The sequence below is a fragment of the Streptomyces sp. NPDC051109 genome, assembly GCF_044455885.1.
GTDB lineage: Bacteria > Actinomycetota > Actinomycetes > Streptomycetales > Streptomycetaceae > Streptomyces.
Genome location: NZ_JBITFF010000008.1, coordinates 1 through 24,382, shown reverse-complemented (window position 1 = coordinate 24,382; position 24,382 = coordinate 1). Strand labels below are relative to the sequence as shown.

At 70.4% G+C, this 24,382-nt stretch carries 24 protein-coding genes and 3 tRNA genes; 11 read left to right on the top strand and 16 right to left on the bottom strand.

The features are described 5' to 3' along the window. Positions 1-224: 224 nt before the first annotated feature. Positions 225-307, bottom strand: a tRNA-Leu gene (locus ACIBAD_RS16770). Between the two features lie 292 nt (positions 308-599). Here ACIBAD_RS16770 and ACIBAD_RS16765 point away from each other — a divergent pair. The 6 genes from ACIBAD_RS16765 (at position 600) to pknB (ending at position 8,702) form a co-directional block, all read left to right on the top strand. Beyond that, on the top strand, positions 600-1,412 hold the full coding sequence (locus ACIBAD_RS16765; protein ID WP_134072807.1) for a DUF3662 and FHA domain-containing protein: 813 nt from the start codon (positions 600-602) through the stop codon (positions 1,410-1,412). A 10-nt stretch (positions 1,413-1,422) separates the two neighbouring features. Further along, positions 1,423-1,926, top strand: a complete 504-nt coding sequence (locus ACIBAD_RS16760; RefSeq protein ID WP_134072809.1) for an FHA domain-containing protein — start codon at positions 1,423-1,425, stop codon at positions 1,924-1,926. Between the two features lie 141 nt (positions 1,927-2,067). After that, positions 2,068-3,528, top strand: coding sequence for a PP2C family protein-serine/threonine phosphatase (locus ACIBAD_RS16755; protein WP_398907395.1), 1,461 nt, complete (start codon positions 2,068-2,070; stop codon positions 3,526-3,528). A gap of 34 nt (positions 3,529-3,562) precedes the next feature. After that, complete coding sequence (locus tag ACIBAD_RS16750; RefSeq protein WP_134072811.1) at positions 3,563-4,987, top strand: FtsW/RodA/SpoVE family cell cycle protein; 1,425 nt, start codon at positions 3,563-3,565, stop codon at positions 4,985-4,987. Next, positions 4,984-6,459, top strand: coding sequence for a penicillin-binding transpeptidase domain-containing protein (locus tag ACIBAD_RS16745; protein ID WP_134072813.1), 1,476 nt, complete (start codon positions 4,984-4,986; stop codon positions 6,457-6,459). Before ACIBAD_RS16750 ends, ACIBAD_RS16745 begins: the two co-directional genes overlap by 4 nt. Positions 6,460-6,674: 215 nt before the next feature. Next, on the top strand, positions 6,675-8,702 hold the full coding sequence (gene pknB / locus ACIBAD_RS16740; RefSeq protein ID WP_134072815.1) for a Stk1 family PASTA domain-containing Ser/Thr kinase: 2,028 nt from the start codon (positions 6,675-6,677) through the stop codon (positions 8,700-8,702). A 98-nt stretch (positions 8,703-8,800) separates the two neighbouring features. On the opposite strand, the gene ACIBAD_RS16735 is transcribed toward pknB, so the two are convergent. The 6 genes from ACIBAD_RS16735 to ACIBAD_RS16710 form a co-directional block, all read right to left on the bottom strand. After that, positions 8,801-9,517 (bottom strand): class E sortase, encoded by a 717-nt coding sequence (locus ACIBAD_RS16735; RefSeq protein ID WP_134072817.1) that lies wholly within the window; start codon positions 9,515-9,517, stop codon positions 8,801-8,803. Between the two features lie 13 nt (positions 9,518-9,530). Then, a complete protein-coding gene (locus ACIBAD_RS16730) occupies positions 9,531-10,343 on the bottom strand; it encodes a class E sortase (protein WP_398907391.1) in 813 nt (270 codons plus the stop codon). Further along, positions 10,340-10,978 (bottom strand): aminodeoxychorismate/anthranilate synthase component II, encoded by a 639-nt coding sequence (locus ACIBAD_RS16725; RefSeq protein WP_398907389.1) that lies wholly within the window; start codon positions 10,976-10,978, stop codon positions 10,340-10,342. Before ACIBAD_RS16725 ends, ACIBAD_RS16730 begins: the two co-directional genes overlap by 4 nt. Then, the gene (locus ACIBAD_RS16720; RefSeq protein WP_166682066.1) at positions 10,975-11,151 is read right to left on the bottom strand and encodes a hypothetical protein; all 177 of its coding nucleotides are present in this window, start codon (positions 11,149-11,151) and stop codon (positions 10,975-10,977) included. Before ACIBAD_RS16720 ends, ACIBAD_RS16725 begins: the two co-directional genes overlap by 4 nt. 89 nt (positions 11,152-11,240) lie before the next feature. After that, a complete protein-coding gene (locus ACIBAD_RS16715) occupies positions 11,241-12,053 on the bottom strand; it encodes a class E sortase (RefSeq protein ID WP_398907386.1) in 813 nt (270 codons plus the stop codon). Beyond that, positions 12,010-12,798: a DUF881 domain-containing protein gene (locus tag ACIBAD_RS16710; RefSeq protein ID WP_134072825.1), complete on the bottom strand. Its 789-nt coding sequence runs from the start codon at positions 12,796-12,798 to the stop codon at positions 12,010-12,012. The genes ACIBAD_RS16715 and ACIBAD_RS16710 overlap by 44 nt, the downstream gene beginning before the upstream one ends. A gap of 91 nt (positions 12,799-12,889) precedes the next feature. On the opposite strand from ACIBAD_RS16710, the gene crgA reads away from it, so the two are divergent. Continuing rightward, on the top strand, positions 12,890-13,144 hold the full coding sequence (gene crgA, locus ACIBAD_RS16705) for a cell division protein CrgA (RefSeq protein ID WP_030153143.1): 255 nt from the start codon (positions 12,890-12,892) through the stop codon (positions 13,142-13,144). A 142-nt stretch (positions 13,145-13,286) separates the two neighbouring features. On the opposite strand, the gene ACIBAD_RS16700 is transcribed toward crgA, so the two are convergent. Together ACIBAD_RS16700 and ACIBAD_RS16695 are read right to left on the bottom strand one after the other, a co-directional pair. After that, the gene (locus ACIBAD_RS16700) at positions 13,287-14,162 is read right to left on the bottom strand and encodes a rhomboid family intramembrane serine protease (RefSeq protein ID WP_134072827.1); all 876 of its coding nucleotides are present in this window, start codon (positions 14,160-14,162) and stop codon (positions 13,287-13,289) included. 128 nt (positions 14,163-14,290) lie between these two features. Next, the gene (locus ACIBAD_RS16695) at positions 14,291-14,818 is read right to left on the bottom strand and encodes a peptidylprolyl isomerase (RefSeq protein WP_134074486.1); all 528 of its coding nucleotides are present in this window, start codon (positions 14,816-14,818) and stop codon (positions 14,291-14,293) included. Between the two features lie 175 nt (positions 14,819-14,993). Here ACIBAD_RS16695 and ACIBAD_RS16690 point away from each other — a divergent pair, with 175 nt between their 5' ends. Then, entirely contained in the window at positions 14,994-15,677 is a 684-nt protein-coding gene (locus ACIBAD_RS16690) for a DUF5324 family protein (RefSeq protein ID WP_134072829.1), read from the top strand. 78 nt (positions 15,678-15,755) lie between these two features. On the opposite strand, the gene ACIBAD_RS16685 is transcribed toward ACIBAD_RS16690, so the two are convergent. After that, positions 15,756-16,166 (bottom strand): LysM domain-containing protein, encoded by a 411-nt coding sequence (locus tag ACIBAD_RS16685; RefSeq protein ID WP_134072831.1) that lies wholly within the window; start codon positions 16,164-16,166, stop codon positions 15,756-15,758. Between the two features lie 138 nt (positions 16,167-16,304). On the opposite strand from ACIBAD_RS16685, the gene ACIBAD_RS16680 reads away from it, so the two are divergent. Beyond that, positions 16,305-16,829: a GNAT family N-acetyltransferase gene (locus tag ACIBAD_RS16680; RefSeq protein ID WP_134072833.1), complete on the top strand. Its 525-nt coding sequence runs from the start codon at positions 16,305-16,307 to the stop codon at positions 16,827-16,829. An 82-nt stretch (positions 16,830-16,911) separates the two neighbouring features. On the opposite strand, the gene ACIBAD_RS16675 is transcribed toward ACIBAD_RS16680, so the two are convergent. After that, positions 16,912-16,984, bottom strand: a tRNA-Ala gene (locus ACIBAD_RS16675). 164 nt (positions 16,985-17,148) lie between these two features. Here ACIBAD_RS16675 and ACIBAD_RS16670 point away from each other — a divergent pair. Both ACIBAD_RS16670 and ACIBAD_RS16665 read left to right on the top strand, forming a co-directional pair. Further along, a complete protein-coding gene (locus ACIBAD_RS16670) occupies positions 17,149-17,697 on the top strand; it encodes a helix-turn-helix domain-containing protein (RefSeq protein ID WP_398907381.1) in 549 nt (182 codons plus the stop codon). A 39-nt stretch (positions 17,698-17,736) separates the two neighbouring features. After that, positions 17,737-18,990: a serine/threonine-protein kinase gene (locus tag ACIBAD_RS16665; RefSeq protein ID WP_398907379.1), complete on the top strand. Its 1,254-nt coding sequence runs from the start codon at positions 17,737-17,739 to the stop codon at positions 18,988-18,990. Positions 18,991-19,082: 92 nt separating this feature from the next. On the opposite strand, the gene ACIBAD_RS16660 is transcribed toward ACIBAD_RS16665, so the two are convergent. The 5 genes from ACIBAD_RS16660 to gyrA form a co-directional block, all read right to left on the bottom strand. Continuing rightward, complete coding sequence (locus tag ACIBAD_RS16660; protein ID WP_398907377.1) at positions 19,083-20,390, bottom strand: hypothetical protein; 1,308 nt, start codon at positions 20,388-20,390, stop codon at positions 19,083-19,085. Between the two features lie 121 nt (positions 20,391-20,511). Next, positions 20,512-20,646, bottom strand: a complete 135-nt coding sequence (locus ACIBAD_RS16655) for a DLW-39 family protein (RefSeq protein WP_208809277.1) — start codon at positions 20,644-20,646, stop codon at positions 20,512-20,514. 145 nt (positions 20,647-20,791) lie between these two features. Next, positions 20,792-20,865: transfer RNA gene (locus ACIBAD_RS16650), tRNA-Ile, on the bottom strand. A gap of 94 nt (positions 20,866-20,959) precedes the next feature. Then, on the bottom strand, positions 20,960-21,655 hold the full coding sequence (locus tag ACIBAD_RS16645) for a DUF3566 domain-containing protein (RefSeq protein ID WP_398907374.1): 696 nt from the start codon (positions 21,653-21,655) through the stop codon (positions 20,960-20,962). Positions 21,656-21,658: 3 nt separating this feature from the next. Next, positions 21,659-24,253, bottom strand: coding sequence for a DNA gyrase subunit A (gene gyrA, locus ACIBAD_RS16640; RefSeq protein ID WP_134072842.1), 2,595 nt, complete (start codon positions 24,251-24,253; stop codon positions 21,659-21,661). Positions 24,254-24,382 lie beyond the last annotated feature (129 nt).

The window sequence follows — 24,382 nt, the reverse complement described above, 5'->3', positions numbered from 1 at the left end:
AAGTCGTCCGGCGGACCCCACGGCCCTTCCGTCACGAAGCCGCCACGAAGCCCGTCACCGGACCGGGTCACCGAGGCCCTCCGACGGGACTCGTCACCGGACCGGGATCCCCAACTCCCCGAATACAGCGCGGGATCGCCCCGCCCGCGATCAACACCCCACCAGAGCACGGGAAATACGAAACGGCCGCCACCGCTTTCGCGATGACGACCGTTTCGTCGATGTGGGCGAGGGGGGATTTGAACCCCCACGTCCCGAAGGACACTGGCACCTGAAGCCAGCGCGTCTGCCGTTCCGCCACTCGCCCGAGCAGCGCCCCAGTGGATCTTCCCTTTCGGTCCGTTCCCCTGGCGACGTCGAAACATTAGCACGTCGGACGGGGTGGATTCACATCGCTTTCCCCGCACCCCGGGACCCGGGTCCGATTGCCCCTCCCGCACCGCGCTCCCGGTGCGGGACACTGTCCTCTGAGCGCCCCTACGATCCCTTGTGAGTACCAACACTCATGCGCATGGGACCCAGGGGGAACCAGCCGAATCCGCCACGCGTGGATACGATCAGTAAGCAGTACAGGGCGACAACGACGGAGGAGGTGCCCCATGGGAGTCCTGAAGCGGTTCGAGCAGCGACTCGAAGGTCTGGTGAACGGCACCTTCGCCAAGGTGTTCAAGTCCGAGGTCCAGCCCGTCGAGATCGCCGGCGCCCTCCAGCGCGAGTGCGACAACAACGCGACGATCTGGAACCGGGAGCGGACGGTCGTCCCCAACGACTTCATCGTCGAGCTCAGCACCGGCGACTACGAGCGTCTGAGCCCCTACTCCGGGCAGCTCGGCGACGAGCTCGCGGGCCTCGTCCGCGACTACGCCAAGCAGCAGCGCTACAGCTTCATGGGACCGATCAAGGTCCACCTGGAGAAGGCCGACGACCTCGACACCGGGCTCTACCGGGTCCGCAGCCGCACGCTCGCCTCCAGCACCTCCCAGGCGCCGCAAGCGGCCCCCCAGAACCAGCAGGGCGGCTACGGCTACCCGCCGGTCTCCGCGCCGCCCATGCCGGCCGGACCGCCCCCGGGCGCACCCGCGCGTCGGCCGGGCGCCGCGGGGCCGGCTCCCGTCCCCGCCGGAGGCGCCAACCGGCGCCACTGGATCGAGATCAACGGCACCCGCCACCAGATCTCGCGCCCCACGCTCGTACTCGGCCGAAGCACCGAAGCCGACGTGCGGATCGACGACCCCGGCGTCTCGCGCCGGCACTGTGAGATCCGGACCGGAACGCCCTCGACGATCCAGGATCTCGGGTCCACCAACGGCATCGTGGTGGACGGGCAGCACACCACCCGCGCTACGCTCCGCGACGGCTCGCGGATCGTCGTGGGCAGCACCACCATCATTTACCGGCAAGCCGAAGGGTGAAGCGGGGGCAATGTCAGAGCTGACCCTGACGGTCATGCGGTTGGGTTTCCTGGCCGTTCTGTGGCTGTTCGTCATCGTGGCCGTCCAGGTCATCCGCAGCGACCTCTTCGGTACGCGCGTCACGCAGCGCGGCTCGCGCCGCGGCGCGAACGCGTCCGGAGCGCCGGCGCAGGGCGGCCGCCAGGCCGCCGCGCCGCCACAGCAGCGCCAGCGCCGCGGAGCGCCGACCAAGCTCGTCGTCTCCGAGGGGACCCTCACGGGCACCACGGTCGCCCTCGCGGGGCAGACGATCACGCTCGGCCGGGCACATGACTCAACGATCGTGCTGGACGACGACTACGCATCCAGCCGCCATGCCAGGATCTACCCCGACCGTGACGGCCAGTGGATCGTCGAGGATCTCGGGTCCACCAACGGCACGTATCTCGACCGGACCCGGCTGACCACCCCGACGCCCATTCCGCCGGGCGCCCCGATCCGCATCGGCAAGACCGTCATCGAGCTGCGGAAGTAGTACGAGAATGAGCGAGCGGAGCGAGCGAGCCGCGGTAGTCCGGACCACCCAGGACACGGACCCGAGCGCGCTCCCGACCGGAGGGTGGGCAGTGTGGCTCGAGACCGGTTGTACCCGGAGGAATCGACTGGGCAGGTGCGCATGAGTCTGTCCCTGAGGTTCGCCGCCGGATCCCACAAGGGCATGATCCGCGAGGGCAACGAGGACTCCGGCTATGCCGGTCCACGCCTCCTCGCGGTCGCCGACGGCATGGGCGGCCAGGCCGCCGGCGAAGTCGCCAGCTCCGAGGTGATCTCCTCCCTCGTGCAGCTCGACGACGACGTGCCGGGCTCCGACATCCTCACGTCGCTCGCCACCGCCGTGCAGCGCGCCAACGACCAGCTGCGCGTGATGGTCGAGGAGGACGCCCAGCTGGAGGGCATGGGCACCACCCTGACCGCGCTCCTGTGGACCGGCCAGCGCCTCGGCCTCGTCCACGTCGGCGACTCCCGCGCCTACCTGCTCCGCGACGGCGTCCTCACGCAGATCACCCAGGACCACACCTGGGTGCAGCGCCTCGTCGACGAGGGCCGCATCACCGAAGAGGAAGCCACCACCCACCCCCAGCGCTCGCTCCTCATGCGGGCGCTCGGCAGCGGTGACACCGTCGAGCCCGACCTCTCCATCCGCGAGGTCCGCACCGGCGACCGCTACCTCATCTGCTCCGACGGGCTGTCCGGCGTCGTCTCCCACCAGACCCTGGAAGAGACCCTCGCCGGCTACCACGGCCCCCACGAGACCGTGCAGGCCCTGATCCAGCTCGCGCTGCGCGGCGGCGGACCGGACAACATCACCTGCATCGTCGCGGACGTCCTCGACACCGACAGCGGCGACACCCTCGCCGCCCAGCTGAACGACACCCCGGTCGTCGTCGGCGCGGTCGCCGAGAACCAGCACCAGCTCTTCGACGGCAACGCGATGCAGACCCCGGCGGGCCGTGCCTCCGGCCTGGGCCGCCAGGCCCCCCCGCCGGCCGGCGCCTTCGGGCCCCCGGGCAGCGGCGAGGCCCCCGGCTACGGGTACCCCGACCAGGGCCAGGGCGGCGGCGCGTACGGCAGCTTCGGCGAACCCGACCCGTACGACGACGACTCGCGCTACGAGGACACGTACGACCACCCCCGCCGGCGCCGCAGCAAAGGGCGCAAGTGGACCACCCGCACCCTGATCCTGCTGATCGTCGCCGGTGTGGTCGGAGGCGGGCTCTACGCCGCCCACCGCTGGACCCAGACGCAGTTCTACATCGGCGTCAAGGGCGAGCACGTGGCGCTCTTCCGCGGCATCAGCCAGAACCTCGGGCCGCTGGAGCTCTCCAAGGTGGAGACCGACCGCACCGACATCGAACTGAAGTACCTGCCGCCCTTCAAGCGGAAGCTGGTCGAGGCCACCATCACCGAGACCAGCCTCGACGGCGCCCGTCAGAAGATCGACGAACTCGGCGTCCAGGTCACCGCGTGCAAGAAGGACGAGGAGCGCCGCGCCGCGGAAGCGCAGAACCCACCGGCACCCGGCCCCAGCCTGACTCCCACGGAGCAGTCGCTGGTCGGCCTCTGCGGCAAGCAGTAGTACACACCCGCGGGCACAGGGGGCCTGCCACACCATGAGCGTTGTCACCAACACGACCACCATCGGCGCCATCGAGCTGCCGAGCCGGCGGAACACCGAGCTCCTGCTGCTCGTGTTCGCCGTGGTCATCCCGATCTTCGCCTACGCCAACGTGGGCCTGTCGATCCACGGCAAGCTGCCGCCGGGCATGGTCGCGTACGGAGGCGGCCTGGCCGTCCTCGCCGGCATCGCCCACCTCGTGGTGCGCCGCTACGCGAAGTACGCCGACCCGCTGCTGCTGCCGATCGGCACGCTGCTCAACGGGCTCGGCTGCGTCCTGATCTGGCGGCTCGACCAGTCGGAGCGGCTGCAGAACCTGGCCAAGCGCCAGTTCGGCCAGTTCTCCGAGTCGGCCCCCCGGCAGATGATGTACACGGCGCTCGCCATCGCCCTGTTCGCCGCCGTGCTGCTGCTCCTCAAGGACCACCGCACCCTTCAGCGCTTCACGTACATCTCGATGGCCGCCTCGCTGGTCCTGCTGATCCTGCCGGTCATCCCGGGCCTCGGCGCCGACGTGTTCGGCGCGAAGATCTGGATCAGCGTCGCCGGCTTCTCCATCCAGCCCGGTGAGTTCGCGAAGATCGTCATCGCGATCTTCTTCGCCGGCTACCTGATGGTGAAGCGCGACGCCCTCGCGCTGGCCAGCCGCCGCTTCATGGGCCTCTACCTGCCGCGCGGCCGCGACCTCGGGCCGATCCTGATGATCTGGGCGATGAGCCTGCTCGTCCTCGTCTTCGAGAACGACCTCGGCACCTCGCTGCTCTTCTTCGGCATGTTCGTGATCATGCTGTACGTGGCCACCGAGCGCACCAGCTGGATCGTCATCGGCCTCGTCATGAGCGTGGCCGGCGCTGCCGTCGTCGGCGCGACCGCCAGCCACGTCAAGGCCCGTGTCACCGCCTGGCTCGACCCCTTCGCCTGCTACACGAAGTCGGGCGCCTGCGAGCAGGTCGGCCAGTCGATCATGAGCTTCGGCTCCGGCGGGGTCCTCGGCACCGGCTGGGGCCAGGGCAACTCCGACCTCATCGGATTCGCCGCCAACTCCGACTTCATCTTCTCCACGGTCGGCGAGGAGCTCGGCCTCGCGGGCGTCATGGCCTTCCTCCTGCTCTACGGCCTGATCATCGAGCGCGGTGTGCGCACCGCCCTCGCCGCCCGCGACCCCTTCGGCAAGCTCTTCGCCATCGGTCTCTCCGGCGCCTTCGCCCTGCAGATCTTCGTGGTCGCCGGCGGAGTCATGGGCCTCATCCCCCTGACCGGCATGACCATGCCCTTCCTCGCGTCCGGCGGTTCGTCCGTCCTCGCGAACTGGGCCCTCATCGGGATCCTCATCCGGATCAGCGACACCGCACGCCGCCCCGCCCCGGCCCCGGCACCGTCCCCCGACTCCGAGATGACCCAGGTGGTCCGCCCGTCATGAACAAGCCCCTGCGTCGCATCTCGATCTTCTGCGGGCTGCTCGTCCTCGCGCTGCTGATCCGGACCAACTGGCTCCAGTACGTCCAGGCCGACGAACTCAGCACCCGCAAGGAGAACCGCCGGGTCCAGATCGCCCAGTACGCCACCCAGCGCGGCAACATCATCGTCGCGGGCGGCCAGGCCATCACGGGTTCCGCCGTCACCGACGGCAGCGACTACAAGTACAAGCGGACCTACACCGACGGCCAGCTCTGGTCGCCGGTGACCGGGTACGCCTCCCAGGCCTTCGGCTCCACCCAGCTCGAATCCCTCGAAGACAAGATCCTCACCGGCAACGACGACCGGCTGTTCTTCGACCGCACCATCGGCATGTTCACCGGCGAGAAGAAGGCTGGCGGCAACGTCGTCACCACGCTGCTGCCCGAGGCCCAGAAGGCCGCCTTCGAGAAGCTCGGCGACAAGACCGGTGCCGTCGCCGCGATCGACCCGCGCACCGGCGCCATCCTCGCGCTCGTCAGCACCCCCTCGTACGACCCGTCCAGCTTCGCCGGCAACTCCAAGGCCGACGAGAAGAACTGGGTCGAGCTGAAGGACAGCCCGGAGAAGAAGCTCGTCAACCGCGCCCTGCGCGAGACCTACCCGCCCGGCTCGACCTTCAAGGTCGTCACCGCCGCGGCCGCGCTGGAGCACGGCGTCGTCACCGACATCAACGCGCCGACGGACACCCCCGATCCGTTCTACCTGCCGACGACCAAGACCGAGATGGTCAACCACGCCAAGGGCTGCGAGAAGGCGTCCCTCAACTTCGCGCTCCAGGTGTCCTGCAACTCCGTCTTCGCCAACGTCGCCGACAAGGTGACCAAGGACAAGATGCTGGAGACCGCGCAGAAGTTCGGCTTCAACAACGACAAGATCGACACCCCCGTCCGGGCGTTCGCCAGCATCTACGACAAGAACATGGACCGGCCGGGCAACTCGCTCTCCGCGATCGGACAGTTCAACACCGCCGCCACCCCGCTCCAGATGGCGATGGTCGCCGCGGCCGTCGCCAACGACGGCAAGCTGATGAAGCCGTACATGGTCGACCAGCTCACCGCCCCGAACCTCGACGTCATCGAGAAGCACGAACCGCAGGAGATGAGCCGCCCGCTCTCCCCGGCCAACGCGCAGAAGCTCCAGCAGATGATGGTCAACGTCGTCGAGAACGAGAACGGCACCGGCGGCAAGGCCAAGATCAAGGGCGTCCAGGTCGGCGGCAAGACCGGCACCGCCCAGCACGGTGAGAAGAACGCCAAGCGCCCCTACGCCTGGTTCATCTCCTACGCCAAGACCGACAAGGGCTCCCCGGTCGCCGTCGCCGTCGTCATCGAGGACAGCGAGGCCTCCCGCGAGGACATCACCGGTGGCGGCCTCGCGGCCCCCGTGGCGAAGGCCGTCATGGAAGCCGTTCTGCAGAACCAGAACAAGGGCTGACGGGGGAGCGCAAGGTGGCCGAGAGCGGCGCGAGAGCGGAATCGGAGTGATCCACATCACTGTTCCCGCCCAGATCCGAGCGTACGGTACCGGTCCGGTATCAGCCTGTGGTCACGAACCGATCACCGACGATCGGCCGGTAGCCTTTGCGCGAACAGCACACCGCCGGACCACACACGGGTGCGGTCGGGACTGACGGAGAGGGCTGCAACGTTATGGAAGAGCCGCGTCGCCTCGGCGGCCGGTACGAGCTGAGCCACGTGCTCGGCCGCGGTGGCATGGCCGAGGTCTACCTCGCCCACGACACCCGGCTCGGCCGTACCGTCGCCGTCAAGACCCTGCGCGCCGACCTCGCCCGCGACCCGTCCTTCCAGGCCCGGTTCCGGCGCGAGGCCCAGTCGGCCGCGTCGCTCAACCACCCGGCGATCGTCGCGGTCTACGACACCGGCGAGGACTACGTCGACAACATCTCGATCCCGTACATCGTGATGGAGTACGTCGACGGCTCCACCCTGCGCGAGCTCCTGCACTCCGGCCGCAAGCTGCTGCCCGAGCGCACCCTGGAGATGACCATCGGCATCCTCCAGGCCCTCGAGTACTCGCACCGCGCCGGCATCGTGCACCGTGACATCAAGCCCGCCAACGTGATGCTCACCCGCACCGGCCAGGTCAAGGTCATGGACTTCGGCATCGCCCGCGCCATGGGCGACTCCGGCATGACCATGACGCAGACCGCGGCCGTCATCGGCACCGCGCAGTACCTCTCCCCGGAACAGGCCAAGGGCGAGCAGGTCGACGCGCGCTCCGACCTCTACTCCGCGGGCTGCCTGCTGTACGAACTCCTCAGCGTCCGGCCGCCGTTCATCGGCGACTCCCCGGTCGCCGTGGCGTACCAGCACGTACGGGAAGAGCCGCAGCCGCCGTCGAACTTCGACCCCGAGATCACGCCCGAGATGGACGCGATCGTGTTGAAGGCGCTGGTCAAGGACCCCGACTACCGCTACCAGTCCGCCGACGAGATGCGCGCCGACATCGAGGCCTGCCTCGACGGCCAGCCCGTCGCGGCCGCCGTGGCCATGGGCACGCCCGGCTACGGCTACCCCGACCAGGGCCACGGCTACGGTCACCAGGGCTACGACCAGCCCACCACCGCCCTGCGCACGGCCGACGCCGGCCAGACCTCCATGCTCCCGCCGATGCCCCCGGGCGACGGCGGATACGGGTACGGGGACCAGGGCCAGGGCGGCTACGACCAGGGCGGCCACGGCCGGCGCCCGCAGAAGAAGAGCAAGGCCTCGACGATCCTGCTGGTCACGGCGGGCATCCTCGTCCTGGTCGGCGCGATCCTCATCGGCCGCTCCCTCTTCAGCGGCAACGCCGACAACCGGCCCAACGTGCCCAAGCTCATCGGCGAGACCTTCGAACAGGCCCAGAAGACCGGCGACAACGTCGGCCTCAAGGTCGAGAAGGAAGCCGATCAGCCCTGCGACAACCAGCCCAAGGGCAATGTCTGCGAGCAGAACCCGGCGCCCGACACGAAGGTCGACAAGGGCTCCACGATCAAGGTCAAGGTCTCCTCGGGCGCGCCGGACGTGGCCGTGCCGGACGTCCTCAACGTGAAGTTCGAGGACGCGGAGAAGGCCCTCAAGGACAAGGGCTTCGCGGTCGAGAGGAAGACCCAGGAATCCGACCGGACCGTCGGCACCGTCCTGGACCAGACCCCCAAGAGCGGCGCGAAGGCCCAGAAGGGCTCGACCGTCACGGTGACCGTCGCCAAGGAGCAGGCGAAGGCCGAGATGCCGGACCTCCTCGGGAAGACCCGGGAGCAGGCGATCAAGGCGCTGAACGACGCCAAGCTCAAGCTGGGCAGCCAGACGGAGGTCGACTCCCCCGGGGCCGCGCCGAAGACGATCGTCCAGCAGCAGTACCAGCCGGGCGAGCAGCTCGCGGTGGGCACGACGGTCAACGTCCAGATCGCCAAGGCCTCGCAGCAGACCCAGGTCCCGCAGCTGATCACCAAGACCGTCGCCCAGGCCAAGGCGGACCTGGCGAGCCGGGGCCTGAGCCTCCAGGTCGTCGCGGGTCCGACGGACGACAGGGCGATCGTCATGGTCACCGACCCGCCGGCGGGCACCCCGGTCGAGGCGGGCCGCGTCATCAACGTCCAGACGGTGGCCGGCCAGCAGAACGGCGGCAATGACGGCGGGACGCTCTTCGGCGGCCTGACGGGCGGCCGGCGCTAGTCGCGGCGCCCCCAAACCCGCAAAGACACGGGAAAGCCCCTGTGGGCGGCCTCAGAGCCGCTCACAGGGGCTTTCCCGTATCGGCGCCGCGGCGCCCGTCAGCGCAGTTCCGCCGGAAGCGTGCGCTGCGCGTCCACCTTCTCCGTGCGCACCAGCTCGCCCCACACGATGTAGCGGAACTTCGACGTGTAGACCGGTGTGCAGGTCGTCAGCGTGATGAAGCGGCCCGGCGCCGTCCGGCCCGATTCCTTCGGGACCGCGGAGATCACGTCCACGTTGTACTTCGACGTCTGGCGCAGCTCCGCGAAGACCTTGTACACGTACCAGGTGTCCCGCGTCTCGAAGACGACCGCGTCGCCGTTCTTCACCTTGTCGATGTCGTGGAACTTCGCGCCGTGCCCGTCCCGGTGCGCCGCCAGGGCGAAGTTCCCCGAGGCCTCCCACGGCAGGGCCGCCTTCACCGGGTCCGTGTAGTACCCGGCCACGCCGTCGTCGAGGACGTCCGGCGACGTGCCCTTCTTGACCAGGACCTCGCCGTTCTTCATCGCCGGGACGTGCAGGAAGCCGATGCCGTCCTGGGTGTCCAGCGCCCCCGGCGCCGCGGCCCCGCTCGCCCCCGGGGCGGTCTGCCACTGCCGGCGGATCTCGTCGCCGCGCGCCGACGCCTGCCGGTCCGCGAGCACGTTCGTCCACCACAGCGAGTACGCGACGAACAGGCCGAGGACGAGGCCCACGGTGATCAGGAACTCGCCCAGCAGGCTCAGGAACCCGGCGAGCACACTGCGGCTCTGGGGCGGCGACGCGGCACGTGACACTGCTTGTTCGTCCTTACGGGCTGGCCAGCGCGGGCGGAGCACCCTGGCTGCGGGGGCGTTCGTCGGTCATCCTGCCCCATACGATCATCCGGTAGGTGCTCGTGAACTCGGGGGTACAGGTCGTCAGCGTGATGTACCGGCCCGGGGCGGTGAAGCCCGAGCCCTCCGGCACCGGTTTGATCACCGAGACGTTCGTCGGCGGGGTCTGCGCCAGCGACGAGGTGATCTCGTACGTGTAGTACGCGTCCCGCGTCTCGACCACGACCGGGTCCCCCGGCACCAGCCGGTTGATGAAGCGGAACGGTTCGCCGTGGGTGTTGCGGTGGCCCGCCAGCGCGAAATTGCCCTGCTTGTCGGCCGGCATCGCCGTCTTCAGAGCGCCGTCCCCGTAGTGCCCGACCATTCCCTTGTCGAGCACCTTCGGCTTGCTGACCCCCTCCGCGACCGGCACCTTCACGTCCAGTTTCGGGATGTGGAGGATCGCGAAGCCCTCCCCGGGCTCGAACGCCGAGACCTGCGGGGCTGCGGCCCCGCCCGGGTCCCGTTCCCAGTTCTGCCGCAGCGAGCCGGCCGCCCCGTCCGCCGTCCGCTCGGCCAGCACGTTCGTGTACCAGAGCTGGTAGGCGACGAACAGCAGCATCACCACGCCCAGCGTGATGAACAGCTCCCCCGCGAGCCGGCTCAGGGCGACCACCGGGCCGCCCGACGCGGGCCGCCTGCGCCGTCGGCCCCCGCTCCGCCTCCGCGTGCGCTTCGCGGCCTGCTGAGCTGCCCTGCGCCGCGCGGCCCGGCCCTCCGTGGGCGCGGACGGCGCGACGGCGGTCACGCGACGGCCTTGCCCACCACCGGGGCCAGCCCCACCGAGCGCTCGACGGCCCCCGCGTCCCCGCAGCGCACCAGCCAGTTCGCGAGCATCCGGTGGCCCCACTCGGTCAGCACCGACTCGGGGTGGAACTGCACGCCCTCGACGTCGTGCTCCCGGTGCCGCAGCCCCATGATGATCCCGTCCTCGGTGCGCGCGGTGACCTCCAGCACGTCCGGCAGGGTCCCCGGCTCGGCCGCGAGCGAGTGGTAGCGGGTCGCGGTGAACGGGGACGGCAGCCCTTCGAAGACGCCGAGGCCCTCGTGCACCACCGGCGAGGTCTTCCCGTGCAGCAGCTCGGGAGCCCGGTCGACGACGCCGCCGTACGCCACGGCCATGGACTGCATGCCGAGGCACACGCCGAAGACCGGGACGCCGGTGTCGGCGCAGTGGCGGACCATGTCGACGCAGACGCCCGCCTGCTCCGGCGTGCCCGGTCCGGGCGACAGCAGCACGCCGTCGAAGCCGTCCTGCGCGTGGGCGAGTTCGACCTCGTCGTTGCGCAGCACCTCGCACTCCGCGCCGAGCTGGTACAGGTACTGGACCAGGTTGAAGACAAAGCTGTCGTAGTTGTCGACCACCAGAATGCGCGCGCTCACGGAGTGGCTCCCGATCCCTCGTCCACCGTTACGTCGTTGAACGGCAGGAGCGGCTCGGCCCACGGGAAGACGTACTGGAAGAGCACGAAGACCACTCCGAGGACCAGTACGAGAGAGATCACCGCGCGAATCCACGCGTTGCCCGGCAGATGCCGCCAGATCCAGCCGTACATGCCGTCTGTTTCCTATCCGTCCACGATCGACCACCGCACCGCGGGGGCGGTACGCGAACAGACTAAAGGCAGCGGCCCGGCCGGGTGGGTCAGCTCGGCAATCCCTCCGGCCGGCCCTGCGCGACCGTGCGGGTCTGGGTCAGCTCCGCCCAGACGACCAGCCGGTGGCTGTGGCCCCACTCCGGGTCGCAGGTCGTGAGCGTCAGGTACCGCCCGGGCGCGGTGAAGGGCGACCGGCGCGGCACCGGGTCGACCACCCCGATGTCGGTGGGCAGGGTGCGCAGCGGCTCGCCGCGGACCGTGTACGTGTACCAGGCGGTCGCGTCCTTGAGGATCACGGCGTCCCCGGGGCGCAGCTCGGGGAAGTCCTTGAAGGGGTCGCCGTACGTCCGGCGGTGGCCGGCGACCGAGAAGTTCCCGGTGCCGCCGAGGCGGGCGGTGCCCGCGTAGTGGCCGAGGCCCTTCTTCAGCAGCTCGGTGCCGGTGCCCTCCAGGACCGGCTTGTTCCAGTCCGGGCCGAAGCGCGGGATGTACATCTCGGCGAAGGCCCGGCCCGGCGGGTATCCGGGCTGGTCCTGCTCCTGCGGCGCGGGCTGCGGGCCGGCGGCGGGGGGCGGGCCGGCGGCGGGGGGCGGGGTGGTGGTGGCGGGCGGCATCTGCTGCTGCGGGGCGGCGGGCGCGGCGTCCGGCGCCCCCGCCGAGGCCCAGCGGTCGCGCATCCGGGCCATCTCCCCGTCCATGGCCCGGTCGGCCTTGACCCCGGTCCACAGCAGGACGTACGCCACGAACAGCACGATCAGCGTGCCCGCCGTCAGGCACACCTCGCTGAACGTCCGCACCACCAGGCGCAGTACGACGTCACGGCGTACTGCTCGCGGAGGCGGCGTCCAGCGGCTTCGCATAGTGGAGGTCCACTGTGCCGGAGTAGCCGGGGAGTGTCAGCTCCCTGTGCTCGTCCACTTTCCAGCCCAGCCCGTACGCCGTCACGTACATCTGGTAGTTCTGCAGGGCCGGCGAGGCGGCGAGCGCCTTGCGCAGCGCGGCCGGGTCCCCGACCGCGCTCACCTTGTACGGGGGCGAGTAGACGCGGCCCTGGAGGATCAGCGTGTTGCCGACGCAGCGCACCGCGCTGGTGGAGATCAGCCGCTGGTCCATGACCTGGATGCCCTCGGCGCCGCCCTGCCACAGGGCGTTCACCACGGCCTGGAGGTCCTGCTGGTGGATCACCAGGTCGTTGGGCTGCGGCTCGGGCACGTTGGGGATGCGGGCGGTGGCGTTCGGCGGGGCGTCGTTCAGGGTGACCGTGAGGCCCTTGCCGGACAGCGGCTCGGTGCCCGAGGCGGTCCGCAGGGCGGCCAGCTTGGCGTCCTCGGCCTTGGTGCTGCCGTCGTCGCGGTCGGCGAGGGCGTCCACCCGGCCTCGGACGGCCGCGGTGCTCTGTTCGAGCAGCGCGTTGTTCTGGCTGCGCTCGTGGATGAGGTCGGAGAGCTTGAGGAGCGAGGCGTCCGTCCGGATGTTCGTACCCTTGGAGGTGTTGAAGCTGGTGACGAAGATGAGACCGGCCAGGGCGAAAACGGCGGCCGTCAGCAGCCGGACCGGTCTGGCCCGGCGACGGGGACCCGCGGAGGAGTCGTCGGAATTGCTCAACGTACCCTTCTCCTTCAACGCCACAGGTCCACTACGCTAACGGACGCCCGGGGCAGGCAAGGTCCCCAGCGCATCGACAGGAGAGCCCCTCGTGCCGAAGTCACGTATCCGCAAGAAGGACGACTACACGCCGCCGCCGGCGAAGCAGGCGCAGACCATCAGGCTGACCAACCGCAGCTGGGTCGCCCCGGTCATGCTGGCGTTCTTCCTGATCGGTCTCGCGTGGATCGTCGTCTTCTACGTGACCGAGACCCAGCTGCCGATCGAGGCACTGGGCAACTGGAACATCGTGGTCGGCTTCGGCTTCATCGCTGCGGGGTTCGGCGTGTCCACGCAGTGGAAGTGACCGGCCCCTGATCACGCGCCGGCATGCACAGGCGCACCGGCTCCGACAAGCTCTCCCCAGGAGTTATCCACAGCGTCATCCACACCTGAGGAAAAGACAGAAGATCTGTGGATAACTCTGTGGAGTGTTGACGCCGGTGTGATCAGGTGAGTTCGGCCGTACGCACCAGGACCACCGCCGCTGCCAGCAGGAATGCCGCTCCGCAGGTCCCCCACTGGACCACTGTGCGCGTCCTGCCGGCGGCCGGTCCCACCATGCCCAGGCCGACCAGCAGGCCGGTCACCAGGCCGCCGATGTGGGCCTGCCAGGACACGGACAGGCTGCCGCCGAAGGGCACGAAGGTCAGCACCAGCATGAGCACGACCATGGTGATGACCGGCCGCATCTCGTAGCGCAGGCGGCGCACCAGCACGACGGTCGCGCCGAGCAGGCCGAAGACCGCGCCGGAGGCGCCGAGGGTCGGGGTGTTCGGCGCCGTCAGCAGGTAGACGAGGGCGCTTCCGCCGAGGCCCGACAGCAGGAACACGGCGAGGTAGCGGACCCGGCCGAGGGCAGCCTCCAGCGGACCGCCGATCACCCACAGGGCCAGCATGTTGCCCCCGATGTGCCACCACTCCACATGCAGGAACACCGAGCTCATCAGCCGGTAGTACTGGCCGGTGGAGACCCCTTCCACGGGGCCGCCGAAGTACTCCACGTAGCGTCCGAGCAGCTCCAGCTGGACGACGACCGCCGGCGCGAGCAGGCCCACCAGGAACACCGCGGCGTTGATCCCGATGAGGACCTTGGTGACGAGGTGCGGATCGGCGGCGACCGCCCCGCCCGCGACGGTGCGCGGCGCGTTGGCGGCCGGGCCGTGCCCCGTGCCGGAGCCGTCACGGACGCATTCGGGGCACTGGAAGCCGACCGAGGCGCTGATCATGCACTCGGGGCAGATGGGGCGCTCGCAGCGCGTGCAGCGGATCCCCGTGTCGCGGTCCGGGTGGCGGTAGCAGCCCGGCAGACGGTCGGTGTCCATCGGTCCCCTCGGTCAGCGGCGGGGCGGGCGGTGCACCCCGCCGGTCGTCCGGCTGTGGCCCCATCGGTTGCCACGCATGCAGTACGGACGGGCGGGGCGGAAAGGTTCCCGGGGCGACGGCTCGGGGGTCAGCGCTTCTCGACGACGACGGACTGGATGATCACGTCGTCGAGGGGGCGCTCGGTGCGCGGGTTCGTCCGCAGGCCGGCGATGTCGTCCACGATCTTCCGGCTGGCCTTGTCGGTGACCTCGCCGAAGATGGTGTGCTTGCGGGTCAGCCAGGCGGTGGGCGCGACGGTGATGAAGAACTGCGACCCGTTGGTGCCCGGGCCGGCGTTGGCCATGGCGACCAGGTACGGCTTGGTGAAGGCCAGGTCGGGGTGGAACTCGTCGGCGAACTGGTAGCCGGGTCCGCCGGTGCCGTTGCCGAGCGGGTCGCCGCCCTGGATCATGAAGCCGCTGATGACGCGGTGGAAGACGGTGCCGTCGTACAGCGGATCGGTGGTCTTCTGGCCGTCGGTGGGACGGGTCCATTCGCGGGCGCCCGTGGCCAGCTCCACGAAGTTCTTGACCGTCTTCGGAGCGAAGTTCGCCAGGAGCTCGATCTCGATGTCGCCGTGGTTGGTCTTCAGGGTGGCGTAGAGCTTCTCGGCCACGGATCTGCCTTCCATAGTCATCACTGTCGGTTCCAGATCCTCCCACGGAGCGCTGCACGGCACAGAAATCCTCCACCCGTATGCCCTGTCACGCATGCCGCCCGGCGGTAAGGCAGGCATGATCCGACAAAGGGTGGAAAGGTGAACTGTGTCCGCCACCGAGGAGGAGGATCCTGTGACCCGCAAGGACAGCGTGCACCTGGCCGCCGAAAGCGCCAGGGACACGGCGAGGCACGCAGCGGAAGCGGTGGCGCCGTACGCAGCGGCCGCCAGGGAAGCCGCGGCGCACTACGCGGCCGAGGCGAACGAGCGGCTGGCGCCGAAGGTCTCGTACGCGACCGCCGAGGCGGCCCGGCAGGCCCGTACGGCGTACGACGCGCATCTGCACCCGAGGATGAGGGCGGCCCGCACGCACGTGCCCCCGAACGTGGACCGGGCGGCGACTTTGGCAGTGCACCACACGCGCCGCGCGGCGCGGCAGGCGGCCGACTACACGCAGCCGAAGCTGGAGAGCGCGCTGGCGGTGGCCCAGCCGGTGGCCGAGGAGGCCGCGTCCCGGTCGACGGCGGCCCTCGCGGCGCTGCGCGGCCAGGTGACGGCCAAGGAGGTCCAGCGGCTGGTCAGGCGCCACGAGCGGCGGTGCCGGGCCGGCCGGGCGTTCAAGTATGCGGCGGTGGTCGGCTTGGTGGCCGGCGCCGCGTACATGGCGTGGCGGTGGTGGGACCAGCAGTCGAACCCGGACTGGCTCGTCGAACCGCCGGCCGCCACGGAGCTGTCGCGCGAGCGCGACCAGGCCAGTTTCGACGACGAGCTGGCGGCGAAGGAGCGCGAGTCCTCCTCCGGCACGCCGGAGGAGTGAGCCGCTGACCGCAGTCGGCGAGAGGGCCCGGATCCGTCGGATCCGGGCCCTCTCCCGTGTCCCTCCCGCCCTGGGTGCCTACTGGGGGAGGGTGAGCACCTGGCCGGGGTGGACGAGGTCGGGGTTCGAACCGATCACGCCCCGGTTCATGGCGTAGAGCTCGCGCCAGCGGGCCTCGTTGCCCAGCTCCCGGCGGGCGATCGCGGAGAGCGAGTCGCCCTCCCGCACGGTGTACGTACGCTTCTTGGCTGCCGGCATCGGCTTGGGCGCCGGCGCCGCCGGCACCGCCTTGTGCGCGGCGGACGCAGGCGTCGGGGTGTGCGGCGCGGGCTTCGGCGGCGCCGCGGCGGCCATCCGCTCGGCGGCGGCCTTGGTGGCCGAGACGGCGTCGGTGTACTTCGCCGCGTACTCGGCGGACGCGGCGGCCGCGGCCTTCTCCGCGGCGTCGTGCTTCTTCTTGTCGGACTTGAGGAAGTCGAAGAGTCCCATGGGTCTGTACGCCTCCGGCGTGGTGTCGCCCCCCGGCTCGGTGCCTTCCCCCACTGTCTGACAGCCGGGGCCGCCCGGCCCTGTGACAGGGCCGACCGGGGGACCCGGGCGGGCCCGCCCTGCTGTTAGGGTCCACGGATGCCCGAGCTCGTCCTGCCCTCCCCCCGTCTGCACGCCTCCTGGCTCGCCGCCCGCGAGGAATGGGGCCCCGACGCCCACATGGACGGCGCCGGACTCGGCTCGGAGGACGACGTGGACACCCCGGGCGGCTTCGCCGCCTGGACGGAGCGGCTGCGCGGGTACGGGGACCGGACCCGCCCCGTCGAGCAGGGCCGCGTGCACGCCACGTACTGGTGGATCACCGAGGACGACACCTATCTGGGCGCCATCGACCTGCGCCACTACCTCAACGGCTTCCTCCTCGACGCCGGCGGCCACATCGGATACGGCATCCGGCCCTCCGCGCGCCGCCGCGGCCTGGCGGGCTGGGCCCTCGGCGCGGTCCTGTACGAGGCCCGGCTCCTCGGGATGGACCGGGTCCTCCTGACGTGCGACCCGGGCAACACGGGGTCGGTGCGCACGATCGAGCGGGGCGGCGGCGTCCTGGAGGACGTGCGCGAGACGCTCGTCGGTCCCAAGCGCCGGTACTGGATCGACCTCTAGCCGGGGCGCCGACGCGCGCACCGCACCACGCAAAGAGGCCACCTGACCTGCGTTTCCGCTGGTCAGGTGGCCTCTGGTGCTGTGGAGCTTAGGAGATTCGAACTCCTGACATCTGCCTTGCAAAGGCAGCGCTCTACCAACTGAGCTAAAGCCCCGAAAAGATGGACGCGACCGCCTCCCGTGAAGGTGTGGCCGTTCCGCAGAACAGAGTACCGGGTGTACCCCCGCATCTCGCAAAATTATGGGGGCTCCCGCCACGCGACCACGCTCCGTAAGATGCTCGCGAGGTTCGCACCAGCGAAGTAGGGGAGTAGTAAGAGTGGACGCTGTTCAGCAAGAGGCCACGGCCAGAGCCAGAGAGCTTCAGCGCAGTTGGTACGGGGAGCCGCTGGGCGCACTCTTCCGCCGGCTCATAGATGACCTCGGCTTGAACCAGGCCCGCCTCGCTGCCGTCCTCGGCCTGTCGGCGCCCATGCTGTCCCAGCTGATGAGCGGCCAGCGGGCCAAGATCGGAAACCCGGCCGTGGTGCAGCGCGTCCAGGCCCTCCAGGATCTCGCGGGCCAGGTGGCGGACGGAAGCGTCAGCGCGGCCGAGGCCACCGACCGGATGGACGAGATCAAGAAGACCCAGGGAGGCTCCGTCCTCGGCAACAGCGGTCAGACCACGACCAGTTCGGGCGCACCCACCGTCAAGCGCGTCGTCCGCGAGATCCAGTCGCTGCTGCGCTCGGTCTCCGCGGCCGGCGACATCATCGACGCGGCCGACTCCCTCGCCCCCAGCCATCCCGAACTGGCAGAGTTCCTCCGGGTCTACGGCGCGGGCCGCACCGCCGACGCGGTCGCCCACTACGAGGCCCACCAGAACTGACGCGGGTACGCACGCACGAGACGGGGGACGGGCGCAGCGATGGGTGAGGTCTTCGCCGGTCGGTACGAGCTGATCGATCCGATCGGGCGCGGTGGCGCCGGCGCCGTATGGCGGGCCTGGGACCACCGGCGCCGCCGTTACGTCGCCGCCAAGGTCCTGCAGCAGAGCGACGCCCACACCCTGCTGCGGTTCGTCCGGGAGCAGGCGCTGCGCATCGACCACCCGCACGTGCTGGCCCCCGCCAGCTGGGCGGCGGACGACGACAAGGTCCTGTTCACGATGGACCTCGTCGCCGGCGGCTCCCTCGCCCACGTGATCGGGGACTACGGCCCGCTGCCGCCCCGCTTCGTGTGCGCGCTGCTCGACCAGCTCCTGTCGGGGCTGGCGGCCGTGCACGCGGAAGGCGTCGTCCACCGCGACGTCAAGCCCGCCAACATCCTGATGGAGGCCACCGGATCCGGGCGGCCGCACCTGCGGCTGTCCGACTTCGGCATCTCCATGCGCAAGGGCGAGCCGCGCCTCACCGAGACCGACTACGTGGTCGGCACCCCCGGCTACATCGCCCCGGAGCAGCTGCTCGGCTCCGAACCCGACTTCCCCGCCGACCTCTTCGCCGTCGGGCTGGTCGCCCTCTACCTCCTGCGGGGCGCCAAGCCCGATTCCCGGGCCCTGCTCGACCACTTCCTCGCCCAGGGCATCCCCGCCGCCCCCGAGGGCGTTCCGGCGGCGCTCTGGGACGTCGTCGCGAACCTCCTCCAGCCGGACCCCCGGAACCGGTTCAAAACCGCCACAGGGGCCCGCAAGGCCCTTGCCGAGGCCGTGGAGCTGCTCCCCCCGCCCGCGCCGGGGGAGGAACCGGTGGAGGTGTTCGACCAACTCGGTCCGCTCCCCGCCGGTTTCGGGCCGCAGGGGCCGCGGAGCACGGCCGCGGCGACCCCCGGGGCACCCACCGCGGGGGGACCCCCGGCGCAGGTACCGGCACCGGCACCGGCGCACGCGGCCTCCCCCGTACCGGCCGCCCCGGCGGGGTTCGGGCCGCCGCCGGCCGGGTTGTTCGGGCCTTCGGAGACGGGGAGCTTCCACCTCCCACCGCCGGTGCGCCCCGAGATCCCCGGCTCCCCCGGCTCCCCCGGAACGACCGCCGCCACCGCCGTCGCCGCCGTCGCCACCCCTGACGCGGCGCTGCCGCGGTCCGCCGGGATCGCCCCGCCGTCGGCGCGGGCCGCCGCCGGGATCCTCACGGCGGCGCTGCTCTGCTTCGCCGTGGGCCTCTGGGCACTGACCCGGATCTGACCCGGATCGAACCCGGACCGGCCCCGGTCCGGCCCCGGAGCGACCCGACCAGCCCCGGACCGGCCCCGACGCGGAGCCGGATCCCATCCGCCTCAAGCGGTCTGCCCCCGACGCCGGCCCAGCAGGAACCATCCGCCGAGTACGAGCAGCAGCACGGTCCCCGCGCCGAAGCCCGCACCCGCCACCACCCGCATCACCCGGCGCCCGTCGGCCGCCTCCGCGGCCTCGGGGGCGGTGAGCCCGTCCTTGGCGGCCGCCCGTTCGTCCGCGCCGACCCCGAACCCGGCCGCGGTCAGGCTCTCCTTGTACGCGGGCCCCTTGGCCGGGCCGCCGGTCACGTCCATGCGCAGGGTCAGCGGCACCGGGCTCGCGTCCTGCGTGAACTCGGCGACCTTCGCACCCAGGGTCACCGCGATGTAGTACCAGCCCGCCACCGGAACACCCCGCACCTGAGCGGTGTCCGAGAAGCGGTTCTCGTACGCCACCGGCGCCGTCTTCGGCAGGGTGACGCCCGCCTGCTTGCCGGCGTACGGGACGTCCTTGTCCTCGACCAGTCCCCGGTACGGGCTGTACAGCGCGACGCTGAGCCCGCCCGCGGCCGACCCGTACGGTTTGGTCATCCTGGCGCCGGCGAGCTCGGCACTGAGCCCCAGCTGCTGTCCCCAGTCGAGCGGGACCCGGTAGAAGCGGGTCTGCCCGGGCCGCAGGTCGTCCCGCCAGACCCCGCTGCCCAGCGCCCGGGCGTCGTTGAAGCCGGTGCCCCCGCTGCGCGCCACCGGCTCGCTGCCGGGCAGCGTCGGTGAGGCCGAGGGCAAGACACCGGGCGCGGTGGTGGGGGCGCTGCCGGCGGCGAGGCCGGGCTCGCGCTGGAGCAGCAGTTCCACCGGCCACGCGCTCCGGTCGGAGTCCTTGGCGGCGGTGCGGGTGACCTTCGCGAAGTAGACGCCGGCGCCCTGGCATTCGGCGTCCTCCTCCAGCCGCCGGACCGCGACCGCGCCGAGGGGGACGGGGTCGTAGCCGAAGCCGGCCCGGCCCGGGTTGTTCGGGCAGCGCTGGCCCTCCTTGGTCATGATCTCGACTTCAAGGCCGTCGCCGTAGCCGACCTTGGCGCCGCGCGGGGGCTGGAGAACGGCGGAGAAGTACACGCTGGATGCGTCGTCGAGATTGAGCCGGTAGACGCGCTCGCCCGGGCCGACGGCGTCGGCGTAGGCCTGCCCGACCGCCACGAGCGGGGCGTCGGCGCTGCTGGGCCTGCCCTCGATCCGCTCGGCGCCCTCGGCGCCCCGGTACCCCGGCACCGGCTGCGGGGGCGCCGTGGCGGCCTGCACCGCCCCCGGAAGGCCTCCGGCCAGCCCCAGGGCCGCCGCCCCCACCAGCACCGTCGTCCGTACCCGCCCCATCACGCCACCCCGATTTTGCTAGCGCAAGCCAAATCTTTGCAGAACGTAATTTTTCGTCACAGAACAGCACAAAGCCCCGGCCGCAGCGGCAGCCGGGGCTTCATGCGATCAGCTTTGGGTCTCACACACCGGAACCAGAGGGCACGGAGTCAGTTGCCTCCGTCCACAGGTCCTGCTCGGCGCGGTCCGCCTGGATCTGGCGGTACACGAGGAGCCCGCCGATGGCGGCCAGTGCGACCAGGAGCAGCTTCTTCACCGCGCGACCTCGTCTTTCATTGACGTTGGGGACTTCTGACGGCCAACAATACACAGGCACCGATACCGTTCGGTGACCTGGGAAGCCCTCAACTGACCCTACGAAGAAGACCCCCAGGCCGAGGGCCTGGGGGTCTTCTTCACTGTGGGGCTAACAGGATTTGAACCTGTGGCCTCATCCTTATCAGGGATGCGCTCTAACCAACTGAGCTATAGCCCCATCCGCGCTGCGCGCTGACTCCTGAAGATTAGCGCACAGACACGGTCACGCCAAAATCCGTTCCCCGGGGCAGTCCCCGCAGGTCAATCCGCGGTCACTCGTCCTCGGCGAGCGTGAGCTCCACACCGCCGACGAAGCCCGCCGACAAGTTGTAGATGAACGCGCCCAGCGTCGCCAGCGCCGTCGCCAGCACCACGTCGATGACCGCGATCACCGACGTGAAGATCAGAACGCGCGGCAGCGACAGGAACGACTGGAGGTCGAAGCCGTTGCTCTCGTTCGACCCGGTCGCCTCGCTGATGGTGCCGCCGACGGTCGAGAAGACGCCCATGGCGTCCATGACCATCCACAGCACCGCCGCCGCCACGATCGTGCACACGCCCAGCGCGATCGACAGCAGGAAGCTGACCTTCATCACCGACCACGGGTCGGCCTTGGCCACCCGCAGCCGCGCCTTGCGCGTCCTGGGGGTCGTACGGGCCCCCGTACGCGGCTTGCGCTGCGTGGCGGCGTCCCCGGCGCCCCGCGGCGCGCCCGGCGCCGTGGGAGCCGCGTACGCCTGCGGCGGGTGGTACGGCTGCTCCGCCGGCCGGGCGGCAGGCGGAGCAGCCGGCGCCGCTGCCGGTGCGGCAGCGGCGGCGGCCTTCTCCTGCTTCGGCTTGCGGGTGTCCGTCACGGTCCTCCCCTTGACCTCGGCGGCCTCGGCGCCCCCGTCCGGGGACTCCGCGGCGGGGCCACGGGTACCGTCCTCCCCAGTCTTGGCCGGTCCGGCGCCCGTGGCTCCACTCACGACTTACTCCTCGTGCTCCCCGGCCGAGGGCTGCGTGCCCTCGGCGGCCTCGGCGGCCGGTTCTTCGGCTGCCTCGGTCTCCTCGACCTCGTCAGCATCCTGACCGGCCTCGGCGTTACGAGCGATACCGACCACGGCATCGCGCTTGCCCAGGTTGATCAGCTGGACGCCCATGGTGTCACGGCCGGTCTCCCTGACTTCGTTGACTCGCGTACGAATCACACCACCGCCGAGCGTGATGGCGAGAATCTCGTCCGTCTCGTCGACGACGAGCGCCCCGACGAGCGATCCGCGGTCCTCCACGATCTTGGCGGCCTTGATGCCCAGACCACCGCGGCCCTGGACGCGGTACTCGTCGACCGGCGTCCGCTTGGCGTAGCCGCCGTCGGTCGCGGTGAAGACGAACGTACCCGGCCTCACCACGCTCATGGAGAGCAGTTCGTCACCTTCGCGGAAACTCATGCCCTTCACACCCGAGGTGGCGCGGCCCATCGGGCGCAGCGCGTCGTCGGTCGCCGTGAAGCGGATCGACTGCGCCTTCTTGCTGATCAGCAGCAGGTCGTCCTCGGCGGACACGAGCTCGGCGCCGATGAGCTCGTCGTCGCCGCCGTCCTCGGTTTCCCGGAGGTTGATCGCGATGACACCACCCGAACGGGGCGAGTCGTAGTCCTTGAGCGCCGTCTTCTTCACCAGGCCGCCCTTGGTGGCCAGGATCAGGTACGGGGCGGCCTCGTAGTCGCGGATCGCGAGGATCTGGGCGATCTTCTCGTCCGGCTGGAAGGCCAGCAGGTTCGCCACGTGCTGCCCGCGGGCGTCGCGGCCGGCGTCCGGCAGCTCGTACGCCTTGGAGCGGTAGACCCGTCCCTTGTTCGTGAAGAACAGCAGCCAGTGGTGCGTGGTGGACACGAAGAAGTGGTCGACCAGGTCGTCCTGCTTCAGCTTCGTGCCGCGTACGCCCTTGCCGCCGCGCTTCTGCGAGCGGTAGTCCTCGGTCTTGGTGCGCTTGACGTAGCCGCCGTGGGTGATCGTGACGACGATGTCCTCTTCGGCGATCAGGTCCTCCATGGACATGTCGCCGTCGAAGGGGACCAGCTTGGAGCGCCGGTCGTCGCCGAACTTCTCGACGAGGGCCGCCAGCTCCTCGCTGACGATCGAGCGCTGCTTCTCCGGCGAGGCCAGGATCGCGTTGTACTCGTTGATCTTCGCCTGGAGCTCGTCGTGCTCGGCGACGATCTTCTGCCGCTCCAGCGCCGCCAGGCGCCGCAGCTGCATCTCCAGGATCGCGTTGGCCTGGATCTCGTCGATCTCCAGCAGGCCCATCAGGCCCTCGCGCGCGATCTCGACGGTGTTGCTCCGCCGGATCAGCGCGATGACCTCGTCGATCGCGTCCAGTGCCTTGAGCAGGCCGCGCAGGATGTGCGCCCGCTCCTCCGCCTTGCGCAGGCGGAACTTCGTACGCCGGACGATGACCTCGATCTGGTGCTGCACCCAGTGGCGGATGAACGCGTCGATCGACAGCGTGCGCGGCACGCCGTCCACGAGCGCCAGCATGTTCGCGCCGAAGTTCGTCTGGAGGTCGGTGTGCTTGTACAGGTTGTTCAGCACGACCTTGGCGACGGCGTCGCGCTTGAGCACGATCACCAGGCGCTGGCCCGTCCGCGAAGAGGTCTCGTCGCGGACGTCGGCGATGCCGCCGATCTTGCCGTCCTTCACAAGGTCGGCGATCTTCTGTGCCAGGTTGTCCGGGTTGGTCTGGTACGGAAGCTCCGTGACCACCAGGCACTGGCGGTTCTGGATCTCCTCGACCTCGACCACCGCGCGCATCGTGATCGAGCCGCGCCCGGTCCGGTACGCCTCCTCGATGCCCTTGCGGCCCACCACCAGCGCGCCCGACGGGAAGTCGGGGCCCTTGATCCGCTCCAGGAGCGCGTCGAGCAGCTCCTCGTGCGAGGCGTCCGGGTGCTCCAGCGCCCACTGGGCGCCGGCCGCGACCTCGCGCAGGTTGTGCGGCGGGATGTTGGTGGCCATGCCGACCGCGATACCGGCGCTGCCGTTGACCAGCAGGTTCGGGAAGCGGGCCGGCAGGACGGTCGGCTCCTGGTTGCGGCCGTCGTAGTTGTCCGTGAAGTCGACGGTCTCCTCGTCGATGTCCCGGAGCATCTCCATGGCCAGCGGCATCAGCTTGCACTCGGTGTAGCGCATCGCGGCCGCCGGGTCGTTGCCCGGGGAGCCGAAGTTGCCGTTGCTGTCCACCAGCGGCATGCGCATCGACCACGGCTGGGCCAGGCGGACCAGGGCGTCGTAGATGGAGCTGTCGCCGTGCGGGTGGTACGTACCCATGACGTCACCGACGACGCGGGCGCACTTGTAGAAGCCCTTCTCCGGCCGGTAGCCGCCGTCGTACATCGCGTACAGCACGCGGCGGTGGACCGGCTTGAGGCCGTCCCGTACGTCGGGCAGCGCGCGCGAGACGATGACGGACATCGCGTAGTCGAGGTAGGAGCGCTGCATCTCCGTCTCAAGCCCGACGGGCTCGATGCGCAGCACGGGCTGCTCCTCCGCGGGATTCTCGGCGGTGGGGGTGGTTTCGTCGGCCATTGCTGGTCAGAAGTCCTTTCAGGCGGTCAGCGGAGGCCGACTCAGATGTCGAGGAACCGAACGTCCTTGGCGTTGCGCTGGATGAAGGAGCGTCGTGCTTCGACGTCCTCGCCCATGAGCACGGAGAAC